15 protein-coding genes and 1 tRNA gene are annotated in these 18623 nt (G+C 69.3%); 1 reads left to right on the top strand and 15 read right to left on the bottom strand.

The window, feature by feature from the left end; translation table 11 throughout:
- Positions 1–185: 185 nt before the first annotated feature.
- The 8 genes from KGA66_RS23300 to KGA66_RS23265 form a co-directional block, all read right to left on the bottom strand.
- Positions 186–1448 carry a tyrosine-type recombinase/integrase gene (locus KGA66_RS23300; RefSeq protein WP_438822074.1) on the bottom strand — a complete coding sequence of 421 codons (1263 nt, stop codon included), beginning with the start codon at positions 1446–1448 and terminating at the stop codon, positions 186–188.
- Positions 1445–2530: a reverse transcriptase domain-containing protein gene (locus KGA66_RS23295; RefSeq protein WP_246508410.1), complete on the bottom strand. Its 1086-nt coding sequence runs from the start codon at positions 2528–2530 to the stop codon at positions 1445–1447. Before KGA66_RS23295 ends, KGA66_RS23300 begins: the two co-directional genes overlap by 4 nt.
- Positions 2531–3204: 674 nt before the next feature.
- Entirely contained in the window at positions 3205–3495 is a 291-nt protein-coding gene (locus tag KGA66_RS23290; protein ID WP_211470625.1) for a transposase, read from the bottom strand.
- A 6-nt stretch (positions 3496–3501) separates the two neighbouring features.
- Positions 3502–3573, bottom strand: a tRNA-Val gene (locus KGA66_RS23285).
- A gap of 53 nt (positions 3574–3626) precedes the next feature.
- Positions 3627–4328, bottom strand: coding sequence for a hypothetical protein (locus tag KGA66_RS23280; RefSeq protein WP_211470623.1), 702 nt, complete (start codon positions 4326–4328; stop codon positions 3627–3629).
- Positions 4329–4585: 257 nt separating this feature from the next.
- Positions 4586–5074 carry a peroxiredoxin gene (locus KGA66_RS23275; RefSeq protein WP_211470621.1) on the bottom strand — a complete coding sequence of 163 codons (489 nt, stop codon included), beginning with the start codon at positions 5072–5074 and terminating at the stop codon, positions 4586–4588.
- A gap of 261 nt (positions 5075–5335) precedes the next feature.
- Positions 5336–5773, bottom strand: coding sequence for a DUF3052 domain-containing protein (locus KGA66_RS23270; RefSeq protein ID WP_246508406.1), 438 nt, complete (start codon positions 5771–5773; stop codon positions 5336–5338).
- A gap of 391 nt (positions 5774–6164) precedes the next feature.
- Complete coding sequence (locus KGA66_RS23265) at positions 6165–6413, bottom strand: DUF1918 domain-containing protein (RefSeq protein ID WP_211470617.1); 249 nt, start codon at positions 6411–6413, stop codon at positions 6165–6167.
- A 546-nt stretch (positions 6414–6959) separates the two neighbouring features.
- Here KGA66_RS23265 and aceE point away from each other — a divergent pair.
- A complete protein-coding gene (aceE, locus tag KGA66_RS23260) occupies positions 6960–9713 on the top strand; it encodes a pyruvate dehydrogenase (acetyl-transferring), homodimeric type (protein ID WP_211470615.1) in 2754 nt (917 codons plus the stop codon).
- A 141-nt stretch (positions 9714–9854) separates the two neighbouring features.
- Here the strand turns inward: aceE and KGA66_RS23255 are convergent, their stop codons facing one another.
- The 7 genes from KGA66_RS23255 to KGA66_RS23225 all read right to left on the bottom strand — a co-directional run bounded on the left by KGA66_RS23255 (position 9855) and on the right by KGA66_RS23225 (position 18568).
- Positions 9855–10583 carry a vWA domain-containing protein gene (locus KGA66_RS23255; protein WP_211470613.1) on the bottom strand — a complete coding sequence of 243 codons (729 nt, stop codon included), beginning with the start codon at positions 10581–10583 and terminating at the stop codon, positions 9855–9857.
- A gap of 32 nt (positions 10584–10615) precedes the next feature.
- Positions 10616–11905: a hypothetical protein gene (locus tag KGA66_RS23250; RefSeq protein WP_211470611.1), complete on the bottom strand. Its 1290-nt coding sequence runs from the start codon at positions 11903–11905 to the stop codon at positions 10616–10618.
- Positions 11902–13371 (bottom strand): PP2C family serine/threonine-protein phosphatase, encoded by a 1470-nt coding sequence (locus KGA66_RS23245; RefSeq protein ID WP_211470609.1) that lies wholly within the window; start codon positions 13369–13371, stop codon positions 11902–11904. The genes KGA66_RS23250 and KGA66_RS23245 overlap by 4 nt, the downstream gene beginning before the upstream one ends.
- Complete coding sequence (locus tag KGA66_RS23240; protein ID WP_211470607.1) at positions 13368–14507, bottom strand: hypothetical protein; 1140 nt, start codon at positions 14505–14507, stop codon at positions 13368–13370. Before KGA66_RS23240 ends, KGA66_RS23245 begins: the two co-directional genes overlap by 4 nt.
- Before the next feature lie 41 nt (positions 14508–14548).
- A complete protein-coding gene (locus tag KGA66_RS23235) occupies positions 14549–16753 on the bottom strand; it encodes a hypothetical protein (protein ID WP_211470605.1) in 2205 nt (734 codons plus the stop codon).
- Entirely contained in the window at positions 16750–17529 is a 780-nt protein-coding gene (locus tag KGA66_RS23230; protein ID WP_211470603.1) for a hypothetical protein, read from the bottom strand. The genes KGA66_RS23235 and KGA66_RS23230 overlap by 4 nt, the downstream gene beginning before the upstream one ends.
- A gap of 553 nt (positions 17530–18082) precedes the next feature.
- The gene (locus KGA66_RS23225) at positions 18083–18568 is read right to left on the bottom strand and encodes a GNAT family N-acetyltransferase (RefSeq protein WP_211470601.1); all 486 of its coding nucleotides are present in this window, start codon (positions 18566–18568) and stop codon (positions 18083–18085) included.
- Positions 18569–18623 lie beyond the last annotated feature (55 nt).

The following is an 18623-nucleotide window of genomic DNA, read 5'->3' as shown; positions in this document are numbered from 1 at the left end:
GTGGTACCACGAACTCTCGGCCGCTCGAGGCGGAAACCGGTGCCGCGCCGCAACGACCCCCAAGGCCAGGCCGCTTTCCCTGCTCGATGCGCTCTCCCGCGCGGCGCGGGCGGATGCTGCGCCCGGGCCGCGGACAGGTGGCGTGGCGGGACCGGTCCGCGCCCGAGCGCCCTCGCCCACAGCCGTCACGCCGCCGTACCCGGCCTGCCGAACAAGATCTCCAACGATCGGGGGTCATATCCCGGCCCGGGCGGCGGCGGGGGTGATGACTGCTCACGCCGGTCGGCTTGCCGTGCGTGGTGCGCCAGGACCTGCGTGATCACTTCGTCACGGCCGGGAGCCAGGTACCGCTCGGTCGTGCTCAGATGTGCGTGTCCCATCACGGCTTGTACGTGCGTCAACGGCAGGTTCGGGTCGCCGGCCATCCGCCGGGCCGCAGCATGACGCAGGTCGTGCAGGGTCCAATTCGACCCCAGACAAGCGTTGACGCGCTCGAACATGCGGTGCGCCGCGTGATAGGTCAACGCCCGGTACGGACGGCGCGATGTCCACCACAGCGCCTGGTCGCGGCCTGACGGCACCAGTGCCCGCATCGCGTGTTGATAGATCCTCAGATGCACGAACGCATCAGGTGACGCCGGGATCTGCTGGACCGCGCGCGTGCCCTTGCGCGTGACCGTGATCAGCTGCTGGCCCGGGTCAACATCTCCGGTACACATCCCCAGCAGTTCCGAAGCCCGCGCCCCGGTGGATATCCAGAACGCGACAAGCGCCCGGTCCCGATCCGAGCCGAGCGCCGCGAAGATCTCATCGAACTTCTCGTCCGGGATACCCCGCGGGATGCGCTCAGCCACCCGCGGCCGGTACCGCCCCGCCCGCTCCCGGCGGAACTCGCCCATCGGATTGTGATGGGCGTTCGCGCGCCCCGCACGCCGGGAGCGATCCAACGGGAACGGGTTGACCAACGGGCCGTTGCCCGTCTCCAGGTGAAAGTCGTAGAACACCCGAAGCACGCTCTCGCTGTGCGCGACGGTCGCCGCCGCATACCCGGCGCCCGGCGATGTCTTTCCCGTCACCGCGTTCGCCGCCCCGGCTACGTACCCGACCGCCGGCGAGCCGCCCGCGCCCCGCCCAGGCTTGACCGTCGCCTGGATCCAGCAACTGAAATCCCGGGCCTCGATACGACTCGCGCGATCCCAGCCCACGTCAACCGCGGCCAGAAACCTCCACCACCGCAACAAATCCATCCCGTAGGAACGAACCGTCGCCGCCGAACGACCCGAGGCCAACAACTCGCGGAAGAACGCACCCACCGGCGCCACGCCGCAACCAGCGGCATCCACCAACCGATACGGCTCACCAGAACCCTGTGACAGTGCGAGCAACCCACCGACACGAGGCACAACCAAAGCCGCCAGATCCCGCTCGCAACCACCATCGCCAATCACGCCGCGAAGGTAGCAGCAACCCCGCACACATAGCCAATGAGCTGCGGAAACACCAACCGTAGTTCAGTCAACAGGACGAGGTGGACCACACGGGTCTTGTCCTCGTTGAACGCCAGTCCCCGGGCCGCCAGCCACGGTGTGAGGTCGGTCTTGACCTGTTCGGCCTGTTCCCGGCTGTCACACAGCACCACGAAGTCGTCTGCGTACCTCACCAGCACCGGGGTTCCGGTGACCGATTCTTCGGATTCCCTATAGGGATTCCATCGGTAGGCGGCCCCGGCCGCTCCCTCCATCCCGTGCAGCGCGACATTAAATAACAAGGGACTGATGACCCCGCCTTGCGGGGTCCCCTCGTCGGTCGGGGCGAACCCGTCCTTGCCGATCACACCCGCCTTGAGCCACCCGGCCACCGCCGCGCGGGCGGGGAATGCGCCGAGCAGGCCGAGGACGTGGTCGTGATCGACGCGGTCGAAGGCGGCTTTCAGATCCGCGTCCAGCGCCCAGCGGCGCTTGGTGCGGGTGCCCGCCACGGTCCAGAAGATCGCGGCAATGGCGTCCTGACAGCTGCGCCCGGGCCGGAAGCCATAGGACTTCGGCTCGAACCTCGCCTCCCACTCCGGTTCCAGAGCATTGACAGCAATAGCTTGCAATGCACGGTCGCGGATGACGGGAATGCCGAGCGCCCGCAGTTTCGTCGATCCCGCCTTCGGGATGAACACCCGCTTGACCGGCCGGGCCGTCCACAGCTTCGAGCGGTGCTGCGCCCAGTCGGCCAGTTCGGCCTTCTGAGACGCCAGCAGCGCCGTCTGACCATCGATGCCCGGGGTCTTGCGGCCGGTATTGATCTGCGCGACCCGTCGCACGCTCACCAGAGCGTTCGCGCGGGAACGCAGCATCAGCTTTTGCAGATTGCGGACCTGTTTCAGGTCCCCGGCCTGCGACGCCGCGAAGATCCGCTGCCTTAGCCGCCGTACGTCCTGTTCGGCCTGGTCCCAGTCGATCTCGAACCAGTCCGTCGGATCGTCCTCCGGTCCGTTCACCGCACCGTCCAGCGCCGCACCCGCGGTCGTGGTCATCAGCATGGCGTCCAACGTGCCCTTCGGTTCCGGCTGCTGTGGTCATCAGTTCTGCGCAGGCTCACCCGACCCACGTGGGCGCCCTTTCGGGCCCGGGCACCAGGCCCGGTATCCGGCCGGTTGCTCCCGGACCCCCGACGGAAGGGCCGGGGCCTGCGTGTCCTGGGTATTCCCGTCGCCTTTCGGCGCACCGGCATTCGCTTCTTGGGTCATCCTGCGCCCGCCAGGGAGTTGAAGCCTTCCTCACGGTCGGCCTACCGGACACCGGTGATGTCCGGACCATGACGGGATTGTCACGTTCCGCACGCTTGAGACACGGCCGGATTGGGTGCCCTCTCGACCCCGGGACGGTGGTGCTCTCCCGACCAGTGCCGAATCCCTGGCCGGCACCCGCCGTTTCACAACGGCCAGTCCTCAACCCCCGCCCTGCATTCCATCGCCAAGGGGGCTCAACCTAACGGGGCATCAACGAGGGTTCACTTGCGTTCACCCGCCCGGCCTTCCCCTTGCCTGTAACCCCCGGATGGAACGGGAGCCCTTGGGCTTCTGCCCGCAGCTTCGCACCCCGCCGTTACCAGCGACGCACGTCCGGGCGGGGACGGGCCTTGAGCACTGGCCCGGGCTACACCACCGACATCGACATATACGTCAACGCTCGGCCCTCCCATCTGTGTAACCACTCAAAAACGTGCGACATCGTGTCGCACTTCTGCGGCATTATTGTCGAAGGGCACTGCGAATCCGTCGTCGAGGAAGCGCAGGTAGTCGCGTTGCCGGTCGCGCAGCCGGCGGGCGAGGGCTCGTTCCTTGTCTCTCGCCTTCCCGGTTCCCGCGGTGTCGGCGCCGTACAGGGCGGCCGAGCGCAGCCGATGGACCAGCGTCGCCTTCTTCTGCCGGTCCACGCTCGTATGCCCGGCGGCTTGCGCGTGGTCGGCCAGGTTCTTGAGCTCCAGCAGGGCGGTGCTGGTCAATCGCTGTGGGCACAGACGGTCTCGAACCGCCGACCTCTGCTTTGTAAGAGCAGCGCTCTACCGCTGAGCTATGTGCCCGTCGGCGAGAGCCTACCGTGTGGCGTACGGAGCGCTCAAAACGCGCCCGCGGCTCAGAGCCAGGCTTTGCCGGGGCCGCGAGCCCAGCGCAGACCCCAGTTGTAGTACTTGTCGATCTCGCTCTGGTAGCCGGGGAAATAGCGCAGTTCGCGGCGTACCACCATCTCGGGGCCCTGGCGGCGGATCTGGGCGACCGCGCAGCTGCGGGCTGGGGACGGAGCGGACGCGGAGCCCTCCAGGCGGATCTCCAGGGCCGGACCGGCGGTCGGGTAGATCGTCACGACCGCGCCGACGCGGGTGAGATCGTCCGTGCCGCTGGCCACCATGACGAAGACGAGGATGCGCTTGAAGTGCGCGCTCTGGTCCATGTTGATGAAGAGATTCTCGCCGGTCGACGAACCGATCCGGTCGTCGCGGTCGAGCCGGATGAACGGCTCGCGCGCGTAGTCGCCACTGCGGCGGCCCACCGCCTGGATCACGCCCAGCTGACCGTCGGTGAACTCGTAGAGGCAGCCCAGGTCCAAGTCGACGCCGCGGCTGTCGCCGAGACCGACGCTCTCCGTGCGCCGCGCCGCGAGCAGGCCGCGCCGAGCGCCGCGTCCGCTGCCAGTGGCCGCCTGGTTCCAGCGCAGGTTCACGCGCAGCGTGCCCGCGATCGCGCCGTGCTGAGTGAGCGACACCTCGCTCGTCGTCGAGGACATGCCTATCCTGCTGAACGGCGCCTCACCGCCGCTGGACCAGTCGATCCCCGCCATGTCCGCCCCTTTCAACTGATGGAAAATCAGTATCGCGCCTTACGAAGCGTCGCGGGAGCGGAGTGCGGATGACATAACCGGAGCGCGCGCGGCGCGTGTGCGCAGGTCGGCGCAAGTTCCCGCGCTGAGGCACAGGCCGCTCCGCCGCCCGCACGCCGCCGCACGCTGCCAGCAGGTTGCCGTACGGACGGCGTAAGGGCGGCGCACGGACTCGCTCAGAACGAGCGCATCGCGGGCGTCAGGTCAGCGCGCCCGGTTCAATGCGCGGTCAGGGCATCCAGATACGCCGACAGCGGCCGACCCTCACTGATCGGATTGACCACCGACCACTGCACGACGCCGTCCTGCCCGATCAGGAACGAGCCACGCAGCGCACAGCCCTTCGTCTCGTCGAAAACGCCGTAGGCGCGCGCCACGCCGCCATGTGGCCAGAAGTCCGACAGCAGCGGAAAGGTGAACCCTTCCTGCTCCGCGTAAACGCGCAGGGAGAACATCGGGTCGCAGGAGACCGCGAACACGCTTATGCCCCTGCCCTCGAACTCGCCAAGGGAGGCCTGGAGCTCCCGCAACTCGCCGCCGCAGATGCGGGAGAAGGCATACGGGTAGAAGACCACCAGCACGGGCCGCTGCTTGAGCTCATCGGACAGAGAACAGTCGACGCCGTGCTGATCGGTGAGGGTGAAATCGGGCGCGGGGAAGCCGTCCGCGGGGGCGTCGGCAGAAGACAGGCTCAAGTCAGCGCTCACGGTCTTAGAGGGGGCGTGGACGGGACAGTGCGGGAGCGTGCGGAAGAGGACAGGCGGCGGTCGCGCGCGGCGAACCGTGGCCGCGTGCCTGCCCGCGTACAAGACCACATGTCGAATCGGCGGCGGCGTGGGATATCACGTCCGCAACAGCCGCAGCCGCAGCCGCAGCCGCAGCCGCCGCCGCCGCAATGGCCGTGACGTCGCGGCCGCGCGTCGGCAGACGGCGGCCACGCGGAGTGCAGTCGGCGGTCGGCGGCAGGATCACCGCTTCCCGGCGCGGGCGCGCGGGGCGACCAGCCGGGTGCCCGCCCAATCCCGGCTCGCGGACACGGAGCTGGTCTGGGACAGGCCCGCGGTCGGCGCGGCCTCGCCGATGTCGCTGGGCTCGATGTGGCCGGTGCGCCCGGCCTTGGGCGTCAACAGCCAGATGTGGCCGCCGTCGGCGAGCGCGGTGAGCGCGTCCACCAGGACGTCCACCAAGTCGCCGTCGTCCTCCCGATACCACAGCAGGACGGCGTCGACGACGTCTTCGTAGTCCTCGTCGACGAGTTCGGAACCGGTCACCAACTCGATCGATTCGCGCAGCGCCTCGTCGGCGTCCTCGTCATAGCCGATCTCCTGGACCACCTGGCCGGCGGTGAAGCCGAGCCGGGATGCGGGCTGCGAGTCGGCCGGCGCCTCGGACGCCGTGCCGGGCAAGACCTGTGCAGGATCCGCGTGGTCCGCGGTCGCGCTCACGTAACTTCCCTCCATGTTCAGGCTCGGGACCTACCGGCCCAAGTGCTTCCCTGTCGCGGGTGACCCGCCGAGCTGCCGACGGGTTACTTTCCATCAGTAGTCCACACGTGCCGCGGCCGTGACGCAAGTACCCTGCACCCTTCTGTGGATATCCGCGGTGCGGCGACGAGTTGCGCAGCGGGCCGCGAGCTGGCCGCAAGCGTTTACGCCGGGAACGCGGCGGCGCGCCGACCTGGTGGTCGGCGCGCCGGGCACCGGACCGCGTGCCACCTACCACGTGGCACGTGCCGGTGCGTGAACCGCGCAGTCGGGCCGAGCCTGCGCACCTGCCCGGCAGACGCTGCAACAGGGGCTACCAGCCGGCCCGAGTGTGGACGCGCCTGCTCGGGCGCACACCGCGCGCCGTCTTGTGGGCCTGGTTACCGGGTTCGATCACCGCGTCGGGCCCGGGGAAGACCAGGCTCGTGTGACCGTCCGGGAATTCGACCAGGTAGGGCGGTGCGCCGTTGGCACCGCGGATCTCAACGATCCTGCCGTACTGGTCTTCCACGCCGACGTGGTTCGTGTGGATGTGGAGCCGATCGCCGATCGATGCACGCATTCGAGCCGCCTCTCGCTGCGTAGTTCCTTGAGGGTGGAGTCGTAGGGATGGGGCGGTACGCGACGCCGGCCCGCGGAGACTCGACCCGGAATCGACAAGCAGTGCCTGTCGGGGGCCGTGTGGTCACGTCCCGGCCGCGTACTGACTGCATTCCACCTCGGAATGCGGCGATTGCCAACCGGTCGAACGTCCCGTTGCTGGATCCGAGCGACAAGATAGGCCGCTCGGCTGTAGCGAGCCGTCGTTGGCAGGGGAGCGGTCGGAAGGCCGCGCGGATGCATGGATGTCCGATCATCGGACTGATAGGGGGTCTTTGCGCCCGTCCGAGTCCCTCTATGTACCGTTTCACACTAGTTACTGCCGAGTAGAGATGACGCCGCCCCCTTCCGCATTAGACGATGAGGGGAACTGTGCGAGATCTGTGCGGCGCTACCCGGCGCGTCGCGGTCTCCTAGCGATACAGCCGAGGCCGGCGTCGCCCTCCGCCTCCGCGCCAGAAGCGCGGGACGGCCGAACGGCGCCCCAAGAACGAAGTGAAGGATGAGCGTGGCTTCCGGACGAGAGCGTTTCTCGATCATCAGCGACGGTCTTCCCACCCAGCTCCCGGACATCGACCCGAACGAAACCGGGGAGTGGCTGGAGTCGCTGGACGCCGTCATCAACGAGCAGGGGCGGCAGCGGGCTCGTTACCTGATGCTCCGTCTGCTGGAGAGGGCCCGGGAGAAGCAGGTCGGCGTGCCCGGCCTGCGCTCCACGGACTACATCAACACCATCCCGCCGGAAGGGGAGCCCTGGTTCCCCGGCGACGAGGACATCGAGCGGCGCATCCGCGCGTTCATCAGATGGAACGCCGCGATCATGGTGTCGCGGGCGAACCGGCCCGGGATGGGTGTCGGCGGCCACATCGCCACCTACGCCTCGGCCGCGTCGCTGTACGAGGTGGGCTTCAACCACTTCTTCCGCGGCAAGGACCACGGCGAGGCGGGCGACCAGGTCTACTTCCAGGGCCACGCGGCGCCCGGCATCTACTCGCGGGCCTTCCTCGAAGGCCGGCTGACCGAGGCGCACCTGGACGGCTTCCGGCAGGAGCACAGCCACACGCCCGGCCTGCCCTCCTATCCGCACCCGCGGCTGATGCCGGACTTCTGGGAGTACCCGACCGTCTCGATGGGTCTCGGCCCGATCAGCGCGATCTACCAGGCCCGGTTCAACAAGTACCTCTACAGCCGGGGCCTGGCCGACACCTCGCGCTCGCACGTGTGGGCGTTCCTCGGCGACGGGGAGACGGACGAGCCCGAGTCGCTCGGCGCGCTGTCCATCGCGGCGCGGGAGGAACTCGACAACCTGACCTTCGTGATCAACTGCAACCTGCAGCGGCTCGACGGGCCGGTGCGCGGGAACGGCAAGATCATTCAGGAGCTCGAGTCCACCTTCCGCGGCGCCGGCTGGAACGTGATCAAGGTCATCTGGGGCCGCGACTGGGACCCGCTGCTGACCCAGGACGTCGACGGCGTGCTGGTCAACAAGATGAACACCACCCCGGACGGCCAGTTCCAGACGTACTCCGTGGAGACCGGCGCGTACATCCGGGAGAACTTCTTCGGCGGCGACGCCCGGCTGCGCAAGATGGTCGCCGGGATGAGCGACGACGACCTGCGCCGCCTCTCGCGCGGCGGGCATGACTACCGCAAGGTCTACGCGGCGTTCAAGGCGGCGCGTGAGCACGTCGGGCAGCCGACCGTCATCCTGGCGCACACGATCAAGGGCTGGACCCTCGGCAAGGACTTCGAGGGCCGCAACGCCACGCACCAGATGAAGAAGCTGACCAAGGCCGAGCTCAAGGAGTTCCGCGACCGGCTGCACCTGCCGATCACGGACAAGGAACTGGAAGCCGACCTGCCGCCGTACTTCCATCCGGGTGAGAACTCGGAGGAGGTCGCGTACCTCAAGGAGCGGCGCGCGGCCCTCGGCGGGTACCTGCCGCAGCGGGTTCTGCGGGCCAAGCCGCTCAAGCTGCCCGGCGACCCGGTCTACGCGGACCTGAAGAAGGGTTCGGGCAAGCAGGCCGTCGCCACCACCATGGCCTTCGTCCGTCTGCTCAAGGACCTGATGAAGGACAAGGAGATCGGCGCCCACTTCGTGCCGATCATCCCGGACGAGGCCCGCACCTTCGGCATGGACTCGCTGTTCCCGACCGCGAAGATCTACTCCCCGCTGGGTCAGACCTACGAGGCCGTGGACCGCGAACTGCTGCTGTCGTACAAGGAGAGCAAGCAGGGCCAGATCCTGCACGAGGGCATCAGCGAGGCCGGCGCGACCGCTTCGCTGGTCGCCGCGGGCACCTCGTACGCGACGCACGGCGTGCCGATGATCCCGATCTACATCTTCTACTCGATGTTCGGTTTCCAGCGCACCGGCGACCAGTTCTGGCAGTTCGCCGACCAGATGGGCCGCGGCTTCGTGCTCGGCGCCACCGCCGGGCGCACCACGCTGACCGGCGAGGGGCTCCAGCACGCGGACGGGCACTCGCACCTGATCGCGTCCACGAATCCCGCGGTCGTCGCCTACGACCCGGCCTACGGGTTCGAGATCAGCCACATCGTGCAGGACGGTCTGCGGCGGATGTACGGCTCCTCGACCGAGCACCCGCACGGCGAGGACGTGTTCTACTACATCACCGTCTACAACGAGCCGAATCAGCAGCCTGCCGAGCCGCCGGACATCGACGTGGACGGACTGCTCAAGGGCCTGTATCGGTACCGGGCTGCTGCCGAGGGCGCCGAGGAGCGGCCGAGGGCGCAGATCCTGGCTTCCGGTGTCGGGCTGCCCTGGGCGCTCAAGGCGCAGCAACTGCTCGCCGACGACTGGGGCGTGGCCGCGGACGTGTGGTCTGCGACCTCGTGGACCGAGTTGCGGCGGGACGCGCTCGCGGTGGATCAGCACAACCTGCTCTATCCCGATCAGGAGTCGCGTGTGCCGTACGTGACGCGTGTGCTGGGGAACGTACCCGGCCCGATCGTCGCGGTCTCGGACTGGATGCGCGCGGTGCCGGACCAGATCGCGCAGTGGGTGCCCGGCGACTACACCTCGCTCGGCGCTGACGGCTTCGGCTTCGCCGACACCCGCGGCGCTGCGCGCCGGTTCTTCCACATCGACGCCGAGTCGGTGGTCGTCGCGGTGCTCAGCCAGCTGGCCAAGCGCGGCGAGGTCAAGCGCGAGGCGATCAGCGAGGCGATCAACCGCTACCAGCTGCACGACGTGAAGGCGGCGGGCACCGGTCCGACCGGCGGCGACGCGTAGTCGGCGCGGCTCAGCACACAGATACGGCTCAGCATTCAGATACGGCTCAGCATTCAGATACGGCTCAGCATTCAGATACATTGTCGGCCCGCTCCGGGAGAGTTTCCCGGGGCGGGCCGACGACGTCTCATCGGTGGCGTCTCAGGAGATCTCCTCCAGCTCGACCGCCCGGTAGCCCTCCATGGCGGTCGGCACCACGAAGTTGTTCCTGGTGGCCGAGATCGACAGGGTCCGCAGCAGGAACGTGAACACGTCGGTCAGCGCATCCGACTGGTCCGCGCCGTCCTCGGCGATGAACGCCTGGAGCGTGGCCACGGTCCCGAGCACGTGCTCGTTCGCCGAGCCGAATCCGAAGGTCACCACGTGCGGGTGCCGTTCCCAGTCCGGGTCGACGAGGCGGCTGAGGGCAGCCTTCCAGATCCGCTCGTCGGTCTGCCGGCTCTGCTCGGTGAAGCCGTCGGTCGGGGCGCCGTCGGTCATGAAGAACACCGCAGGGCGCAGCACCAGCTTGTCGGCGGCGCGCAGCGCGGGCACATCGATGTCGATGCGTTCCCGGAGGCGTTCGAAGACCTTCGCGTACTCGGTGCGGCCGCCGCAGCCGACCCGCGGCAGCTGGGTGACCTGGCTGATGTCCGACATGGGCAGCGCCAGGTGCGCCTCGGTGTTGAACACGATGATGGAGATGTGTGCGAACTCCGAGATCTCCGGGTTCTGATACGTGACCTTGTGCAGGTCCTGCAGGCTCTTGTTGAGCAGTTCGACGTGATCGTTCATCGACGACGAGGTGTCCAGCACGATGTAGGTCGGCAGGCACTTGAGGCGCACCTCGCCGCGAATGACGTCGGGCGAGTAGTCGGAGTCGGTGGTCATGGCTTCACTTTCCGTCCTGAGGGATCGGTGGATCAGAGCACGGCGACGAGCAGCGAGGTGATGCCCGCGGCCATGAGGAGCAGCAGTACGCTGACGAGGAGCGTGATGCGCAGTTGCCGCTTCTGGTGGCGGCGCAGCGCCGAGGTGGACAGGGGCCGGGTGGCGGCGGAACCGCTGCCGGCCGTGCGCGTCCTCACCGTCGCGGTGCCGGTGAACGCGTTCGCGGTCGAAACGGGACTGGCTGATCGGTAGTCGGGGGGCGCGGCTCCCGGCCACGGAGCGTTGCTGCTGCGGCGAGGCGTCGAAGATGTCTGCCTGGGAAGCGGGTTCTGACCTCCGGCGGGACGCGGTGGGACGGGCACCCAGCCTTGGATGTTGGTACCGTCGTTTGAGCGCGTGGGCGCCGTGGGCGCCGGGGAGGGCCTCGCGGTCGCGGCCGGACTCGGCGTGCTCGAAGTCGACAGCGCCTTGCGCAGTTCACCGATCGGCAGCCGGTCGCAGCGCGCGGCGCAGCCGACGATCTGCTTCAGGACCGGGGCGAGCCGGACCACCCGCGCGTCCGCGGACAGCTGGGCCAGCCCGGAGATCGCCTGCGCCGGCTTCCGGGTCCCGGTGAGACATGCGGCGACCGCGATCGCGCAGCGGAAGCGCTCCGTGTAGGTGTCGACCTGCCGGCCTTCCGGCGTCTGCGGGTCGGTGAAGCCGTGGCTCTGCACCCACGGCTGTGGCCCGAACGAACAGGCGTCTATGTCGATGAAGTACACCGAATGGTCGAACTGGGACCAGAAGACGTTCTTGTATCCCCAGTCGCCGTATATCAGGCTATTTCGCTCAAGCAGGTCGCCGATCTCGATCAGGCCCGTGCAGGCGGCCAGGCGCTGGGGGAGCGTGGGCGGGGTCAGGCCGACCCGTTCGAAGGCGTCCTCGTCCGACGCGAGCTGGGTGAGCAGCAGCGCGGTGCGCTCGCGCGTGCCGCCCGGGACCAGCAGCCGGGCGAAGTAGTGCGAGGGGGCTTCGGGCAGGACGACACCGATCGTCACCCTGCCGTCCAGGACCTGGGTCTGCGGCCAGCAGGTGTGGCCGAGCAGCAGGCGCCGGTCGGCGGCGGTGAGCTTGTCGGGCAGGGCGATCAGCCTGCTGAGCCGCAACTCGTCGGCTTGGCGCAGTTGCTCGGGCCGGTACTGCTTGAACAGCCAGCCCGGATGGTCGAGCAGCCGGTAGACCGCCAGGCACTGCCCCGGACTGCCCATCGGCTTGCTCAGCCTGCCCAGCAGCGTGCGGTCAACCCGGCGGGGGAACGGCGACTTCGGTTCCGCCGTCATGGTGCCGCCTGCCTTCCCGCGGGGCACCACACGAGCACGGCGGTGCGATCGTCGTCCTGTCCGGGAGCGTCGAAGTCCAGGTCGCGCAGGAACTCGGGCAGCGGCGGGGGAGCCGCCCAGCGCCGGGCGAGCTCCGCCTGGCTGCTGCTGACGTTGGTGAGCACGTCGCCCAGACCGTCGGTCATCAGCGCCAGGGCGGTTGCGGGCGCAAGCCGGATCGTCGTGTGCTGGAAAAGCCGGGGACCGCTGGGCAGGCTCGCATCAAGGGTGTTCTGGTCGTAACCCTGCTTGGCGTGCCCGGCCACCTGGTGCCAGCCGTCGCCGTTGAACTGCCACGCGGGCGAATCTCCGATCCAGCACAGCAACACCTCGCGGCCGGCGCCGAGGTCGGTCGGCGCGTCGGGTACCACGGCCACCAGGAGCGTGGTCGTGTAGTCGCCGGGGCGGTGCCCTTCCTGCTGCGCGACGGAAGCGATCGTGTCGGCAAGCCACTGGAACATCTCCGCGCACGACTTCTCATCGGGAGCGGCGTCCGCTTGCAGCCGGTTCTGCAGGAAGCCGACCGCGCCCACGGCGGCGATCGACGCGCCCAGGTCCGCGTACTTGGCGCTGGAGGTTCCGTCGGCCACCGCCACCAGCAGATATCCGCGCCCGCCGCAGCGCGCGGTGCCGAGCTGGAAAGCGTCCTGGCGCGGCAGGGGCCGGCCCGCGGCGTGCCGGTGCCCTCGGCCCACGACGGAGGCGGCACGCACGTCCAGGTCGCCCACGCATGCCTGGTCGGCGGTTACACCGGGCTGGGCGAGCAACTGCGGCAGACGCCACTGCGCGGTGCTGTAAGCGCTCGGCCGGACGAAGACCAGTGGGCGCAGCGGGTTCGGACCGCGCGGCGGATACAGCGGCTGATTCGGGTTCGGCGCCTGACCTGGATGCAGCGCCTGATTCGGATGCAGCGCCTGATTCGGATTCGGCGGCGACTGCCGCGGCGGGCCCTGCTGCGGGTTGCGATACACATCCTGACGTGGCCCGGGCGGACGGGCGCCGACAGGACTCTGCGGCGGCGTCGGCGCATCCTGATTTAGCCGGATCTGGGTACCGGCCGCGGAGCGCATCCCAGTGCTCTGGCCGTTGTCGTGCGGCGGTTGTGCCATTGCCGGAAAGCCTCCGGGGTGACGCCGGGACTTCGAGTCGGGCGGGAAAGCCTTCCCGCGCGGCCATAAGCGGAACAAGATTCCCCCCGTGAGGATCACGACGATGACGGAGGCCGGGCGCAGGTGCGGCTGGTAGTAGGACGCGGACAGCAACGCGGCGGCGGCCACGCACAGCGCCGCGGCGATCAGCCGCCGACCGTTCGACCAGTAGCGCAGCGGTGGTTGCCGCTCGTCGTGCGCGTGCGAAGCGGCCCGCTCGTGTGGCGGTCCGTACGACATGACGTCGGTACGCTGCGAGCCCTGATGCGGCTTGGTCACGACCCGCCCTTCTGCTCGACGTCTACCCACTCGATCACTCCGCCGACGGCAGGCTTGGGCGGCCGCGCGGGTGCGGCGGGTGCCTTGGGTGCGGCAGGCGGGGCCGGCGGGCCAGCCGCGGGCGGCGTGGTGGGCTGCGCAGCTGACGTCGCGGCCGTGGAGAACTGCTGCGTGGCAGCGGGCACGGGCTGCTGCACCGCCGGCGCGGCCGGCGACATACCGATGGTCGCGTGCGCGGTGACGATCGGCGGTGGCGGCTGCGTTCCGCCGGTCAGCGCCGGCGGCGTCGGCCCGAACAGCTGCGGCGCCGCGGAGAAGCCGCCGCCCTGAGGCAGCAGCGGCTGGAGGAGCCACTGCACGTCGATGTCCTGGAAAGCGCCCTTCTCGACCTTGTCCAGCATCAGCCGGCCGAGTTCCTGCCGGTTGCGCTCGTTCGCGAGACGGCTCTCCAGGAAAAGCTTGAGCACGTCGCGCGTGGCATCCGTGTTCTTGGTCAGATATTCGACCACGATGCCCATGTCGCCGCTGCGGAGCGCGTCCTCCACGGCCTGCCGGTTGAGGTTGTCGACAAGGTGCTGGTTCTTCACCGCGGTAATGGTCGTCAGATGCGTACGCAGGTCGGAATCGAGCTTGAGCTGCGCGGCGAAGCTGACCACGGTGATGCCGTTCGGCAGTTGCCGGCCGGCGGCGAAGTGGTTGTTCAGGCTCCGCTCGGCGGTGCGCCAGTCCTCCGGGGCGATCTGCATGGTGATGTCGCGCATCTGCGGGACCAGCGACTGCTTGATCACGGTGTCCGCGTCCGAGATGCCGCGCTCCAGCACCTCGACGGGGTCGTGCACGCGCCACGTCAACGAGATCTGGTACTCGAAATAGACGGCGTTCTCCCGGGTCGGCAGGTCGTCGCCGGAAAGGTCGCTGTCCTTGTTGCGCAGGTCCACGTCGTACCTGCGCTTCGCCGCGAACGCCTCGCCCATGGTCGGGCGGCGCGTGCTGACCAGGAACTCCCCGTCCGCCGTGACGAAGACGTGCGCGACACCGGGCACGACGTGTGGCCGGCGCGCCCCGGGCTGCGCGTGCGGACCGCTGAACAACTGCCCCGGCGCGAACTCGGGCTCTGCGATGGATGGATCGGCCATGTCTCCTTCTCTCCCCTGCTCAGGATGCTGATGCCGTGCGTTCAGGATGCTGCTGCCGCCGCGAGGAGGGCGCCGGCGCGCGGCGCGGGACCGCCGCCGCCGCGCCCGGCCCACCGGCCGGCCAGACGGTGCAGGATCAGCCGGGTGCGGTCCGTCGAGGCGCAGCCGGCCAGCATCCGGGCCAGCGCATCGCACCCGCGCCGGTTCGTCTCAAGGCTCTCGGCCCAGGCGGTGAGCACATCGCGGGCCGACTCGTGCAGATCCGCGCTGCCCAGCGCGTTGGCCCACAGATAACGGATGATCGGCGAGTACCCGGGCTCCAGGTCCAGCCGCAACAGCGCGGGCCACTCGGCCGCGCGCTGCCCGGACACCCCCTCCGGCACCTGCACGACCAAATCGGCGGCCGCGAAGAGGAAGGCCAGACGGCCCGTGGAGCGCACGGACGGATTCCGTCCGCTGACCCACGAGCCCAGCAGGTTGAACACCCGCGCCGTGACGGCCGGTGTGTCCGTGGCGATCAGTTCGGTCAGACTGCGGGCGACAGCCCTGGTCACCGGCCACCTGTCGATCTCCGCCAACTGAGACAGAACCCTGGCGGCCTCGTCGATGTGCTGTGCTCCGAACCGTGACCCGTACGCTCTGGCCGCGGACGCCTGCAAGGAGACCTCCGCGTCCGGATGTGCCCATTCCTCGATCAGGGACTTGATCCGGGCGGCGAAGCGGGGGTCGCCGCCGAGCGTCTGCAACGTCACCGCGGCGGCGTCCTGCTGGTCCGCGTCGCGGGAACGCGCCCACGGACGCACGATCGTCTGGAATACGTGCTCGTAGGAACTCATCGCCAGCGCCGCGACGGCCACCCCCGTGCCGATGTGCACGTCCTCGAGCGGGCTGGCGCCCAGTTCGCGCAGCCAGCGGGTCAGCGCGCCGCGCTCCTCGTCGTACTGCTCCCAGACGTGATTGAGCAGCCGCCTGGGCCGGTCGGGGCTGAGGTAGCGCACCACCAGTTCCCCGGACTCGTCGGCGCCCTGCGAGCGTTGCCGCGGGATCTGGACGGCGTTCACGCGCTGCAAACGCAGCCGGTTGCCGCCCGTGAAGGGATCCGGCTTCTGCTCGTCCCGCCGTTCCGGCGCCTCCGGGGCCAGCAGCCGGCCGAGCTGCCTGCCCGCGTCCGCGATCTTCTCGTTCGGCAGGCCGTTGAGCACCGCCAGCGCGATCGCGTAGAACTGATCCTGCCGCCTGTCGCCCAGTTCCTCGAACCAGCGCTCGATCTCGCCGGACACGTTGCCCTTCATGCCCGTTCCCGCGTTGGCGGCCATCCGCTCGGGATCGCCCGCGCAGTCCGCGAGAAGCGTGGCCAGCAGGGCGGCGTCCGACATCGGCCGACCGCCGCCGGTGTGCGCGGCGATCAGTTCGCGCACGTCGCGGCGCCCGAGCAGCGCGCGGGCCGCGGCCTGTTCGGACGGGCCGAAACGGCGGCGGAACTGCTTCTCGACCACGGCCGCCGGGTCCGGGGCCGGACCCAGGGGCACGCAGTGCGCGGCCATCGCACGCGCCCCCCACGCCAGCCCGTCCGTCGCCGTCACGATCATCTTCTGGCCCGCGGCCGTCAGCGAGTCGACCAGCTGCCGCAGCGCGAAATCGTCCAGGCTCGCCGCCGCGCGGGCGGTGATGTCGGCCAGCACGATGCCCGTGCCCTTCGGCAGTGCCCCGGGCAGCAGTGTGAGATCCGTGTCGGGATGCACGACATGGATGGCCCGTCGCCCGGTCCCGTTGGCCAGCAGGTGAACCGCTGCGGCCGCGCGCCCTGAGCCCTCCGCGCCGATCACCACGGTCAGCGGGCGCCCGGAGGCGAATGCGGCGACGCGCGGATAGTCGCGCGGCGCGACGAAGGCCAGCGTCTCCTCCAGCGCTTCCGCGGAGAGCGGATGGTGAAGCAGGGTCCGGCGATCGGTGGCGCCGAAGTAGAACGTGTTGACGTTCTTGTCGCCCATCACGGCTTCCTGCAACGAGCCGCCGAAGAACTGGCGCTGCGCTGAGTACTGGTGGCCGAGATATCCGGAACTGCGGTTCGGGTTGCCGGCCGCGGCGGACGCGAAGCCGGTGCGCTGGCTCGCCTCGTCTTCGGTCCCGCCGGCGAACTGACCCGCGTTGCGGTCGTTCGGCTCCTGGTCCGGCTGGGCCCCCGCGGGGCCCGGCTGAGCCGGGCCCGGAGCCTGTGCCGCCCCGGCAGGCGGTTCGCTGCTCATCGCACGGCCGCGTTAGGGCCGAAACCGCCATATATGTTCTTGATGTTCTTGTCGCCCTGGGTGACCTCCTGAACCGGTCCGTGGATCACGAGGCTGCGCGACCCAGGGGCGGCGGGAGCCTGCGCGGCCGATCCAGCGGGGGCGACGCCGGTGGGCGCGGACGGCGCCTGATCGGGTTCGAAGGGTGGCAGCCCGGGCGGCGTGCTCAGCCCCGGAACCGTGACCCAGGCCGTCTCCCGCAGTTCCTTGATGCTGATCCGCACCGGCGCGAACGACTCCGCGGCGATTCCCTCGTACCCGTGCCGCACGACCGCCCGATACCAGGCGTCCGAGACGATGACGGCCACGTGCGAGCGCGCCGCCGCGGCCAGCACGTCGCGCAGCTGCTGAGCGTCGACCAGCCGGGAGGCGGTGTTCAGATCGGTGCCGCGCAGTCCGATCTCGTCCTCGGTGATCTCGCCGCCGTGCAGTGCGACCCGTACCCGCATCTCCTCGACGGGAACCTCGGCCAGGCAGCGGCGCACCAGCGCCGTGTGCAGCTTCCAGGACAGCGCGCGGGTGATGGCGGTCTTCGGGACGGAAGCCGGGATCCGCAGGATCGCCCCGTCTCCGGTGTCCTTCGGGTCGAGCGCCGACCAGTCCACCCCTTCGGCGCCCAGCGCCTCGGCGAGCGCGGCGTGCAGATCCCTGCGCAACGTCCCTTGGTCGGTGTCGTTGCGTTTGCCGAATCCTTCGATGTCGACGACGGCGATCGCGCAGTACAACGGCTCGGGCACGGCGTTTCCCCTCTCGTGGTATCGGTTGCTCGTCTTCCAGCCGGCGCGACCCCGGTTGGACGCACGCGTCGGCGACCCACCCACCACCAACAGATCCGCCGCCACGCAGTCATCGTCGGGGAGTGAACGCGGCGGCGCTGTAGCCGTTTACACTCGCATCGGTTTTTTTTCGTCCCATGTGCCGGAAAAGACCGCAATCAGTCACCGGAAAGTACGGGCGGTCGCGCAGGCATAGCCGCCGGACAGCGGCGAGCCACCCCCTCTGACCGCAAGTATCGGTAGCAGGCTACTGACTCGCTACCGACGTGACCGCTTCGCAACAATCGAAGGGGTATATCGAGACTGATCGCGCGAGCGGCTCGCGGCGGAATTCCGTCGCCGCGGCGAAATTCGTCCACCGGCGGCGATATCCGGTCATGTGCGATGAATTAAGCTGGACCGCGAATAACAGGGGGCTGTTGCAGGCGCGCCGAACATTCGCTCCCTCATTCGCATCTCATCGCTGCGCGGCGCGTCGGCGCGGGCCAGCGGCGCCGACGGGCTTGTAAGGGTTCTACAAATCCAGCGACATGGACACGTTCGTCTCGACGAAGCCGAGCGAGCGGTACAGCGCGCGCGCGGGGGCGTTGTGCCCGAAGACGTGCAAGCCGACGGTCTGCGCGCCCAACGCGCGCGCCTTCTCGATCCCGGCGAGCATCGTCGCGCGGCCGTATCCCTGTCCGCGCCACCGCTCATGCACCTCGATGTCGTAGATGTAGCCCTCGACCAGTGCGCCCTTGGGCCTCAGCGCGATCCAGAGCGTGGCCACCGGCTCACCGCACGTCGCGTCGCGGACCACGAACAAGTGCTGGTCCGGCGTCTTGAGGCCGTCCGGAAGCAGCCGCTCGTGGTCGGCCTCGGACAGCCGCAACGCCTCGTACTCGCTCCACTCCCCGGAGATCGTCTTCTGCCGGGCGTACTCGCGGATGCCGTTTTCGAGGTACGGGCCGAACTCCTCCTCCGGCATCGGGCTGAGGATCACCGACCGGTTCTTCGCCATGCGCCGACGTTACAGCGGTGCCCTGCCGCCTTGCTGCCCCGCCGCCCTGTCGTCT

This window comes from Actinocrinis puniceicyclus (assembly GCF_018283645.1).
Classification (GTDB): Bacteria; Actinomycetota; Actinomycetes; order Streptomycetales; family Catenulisporaceae; genus Actinocrinis; species Actinocrinis puniceicyclus.
The sequence above is the reverse complement of the archived record's forward strand: the minus strand, read 5'-3'. Positions and strand labels throughout refer to the sequence as shown.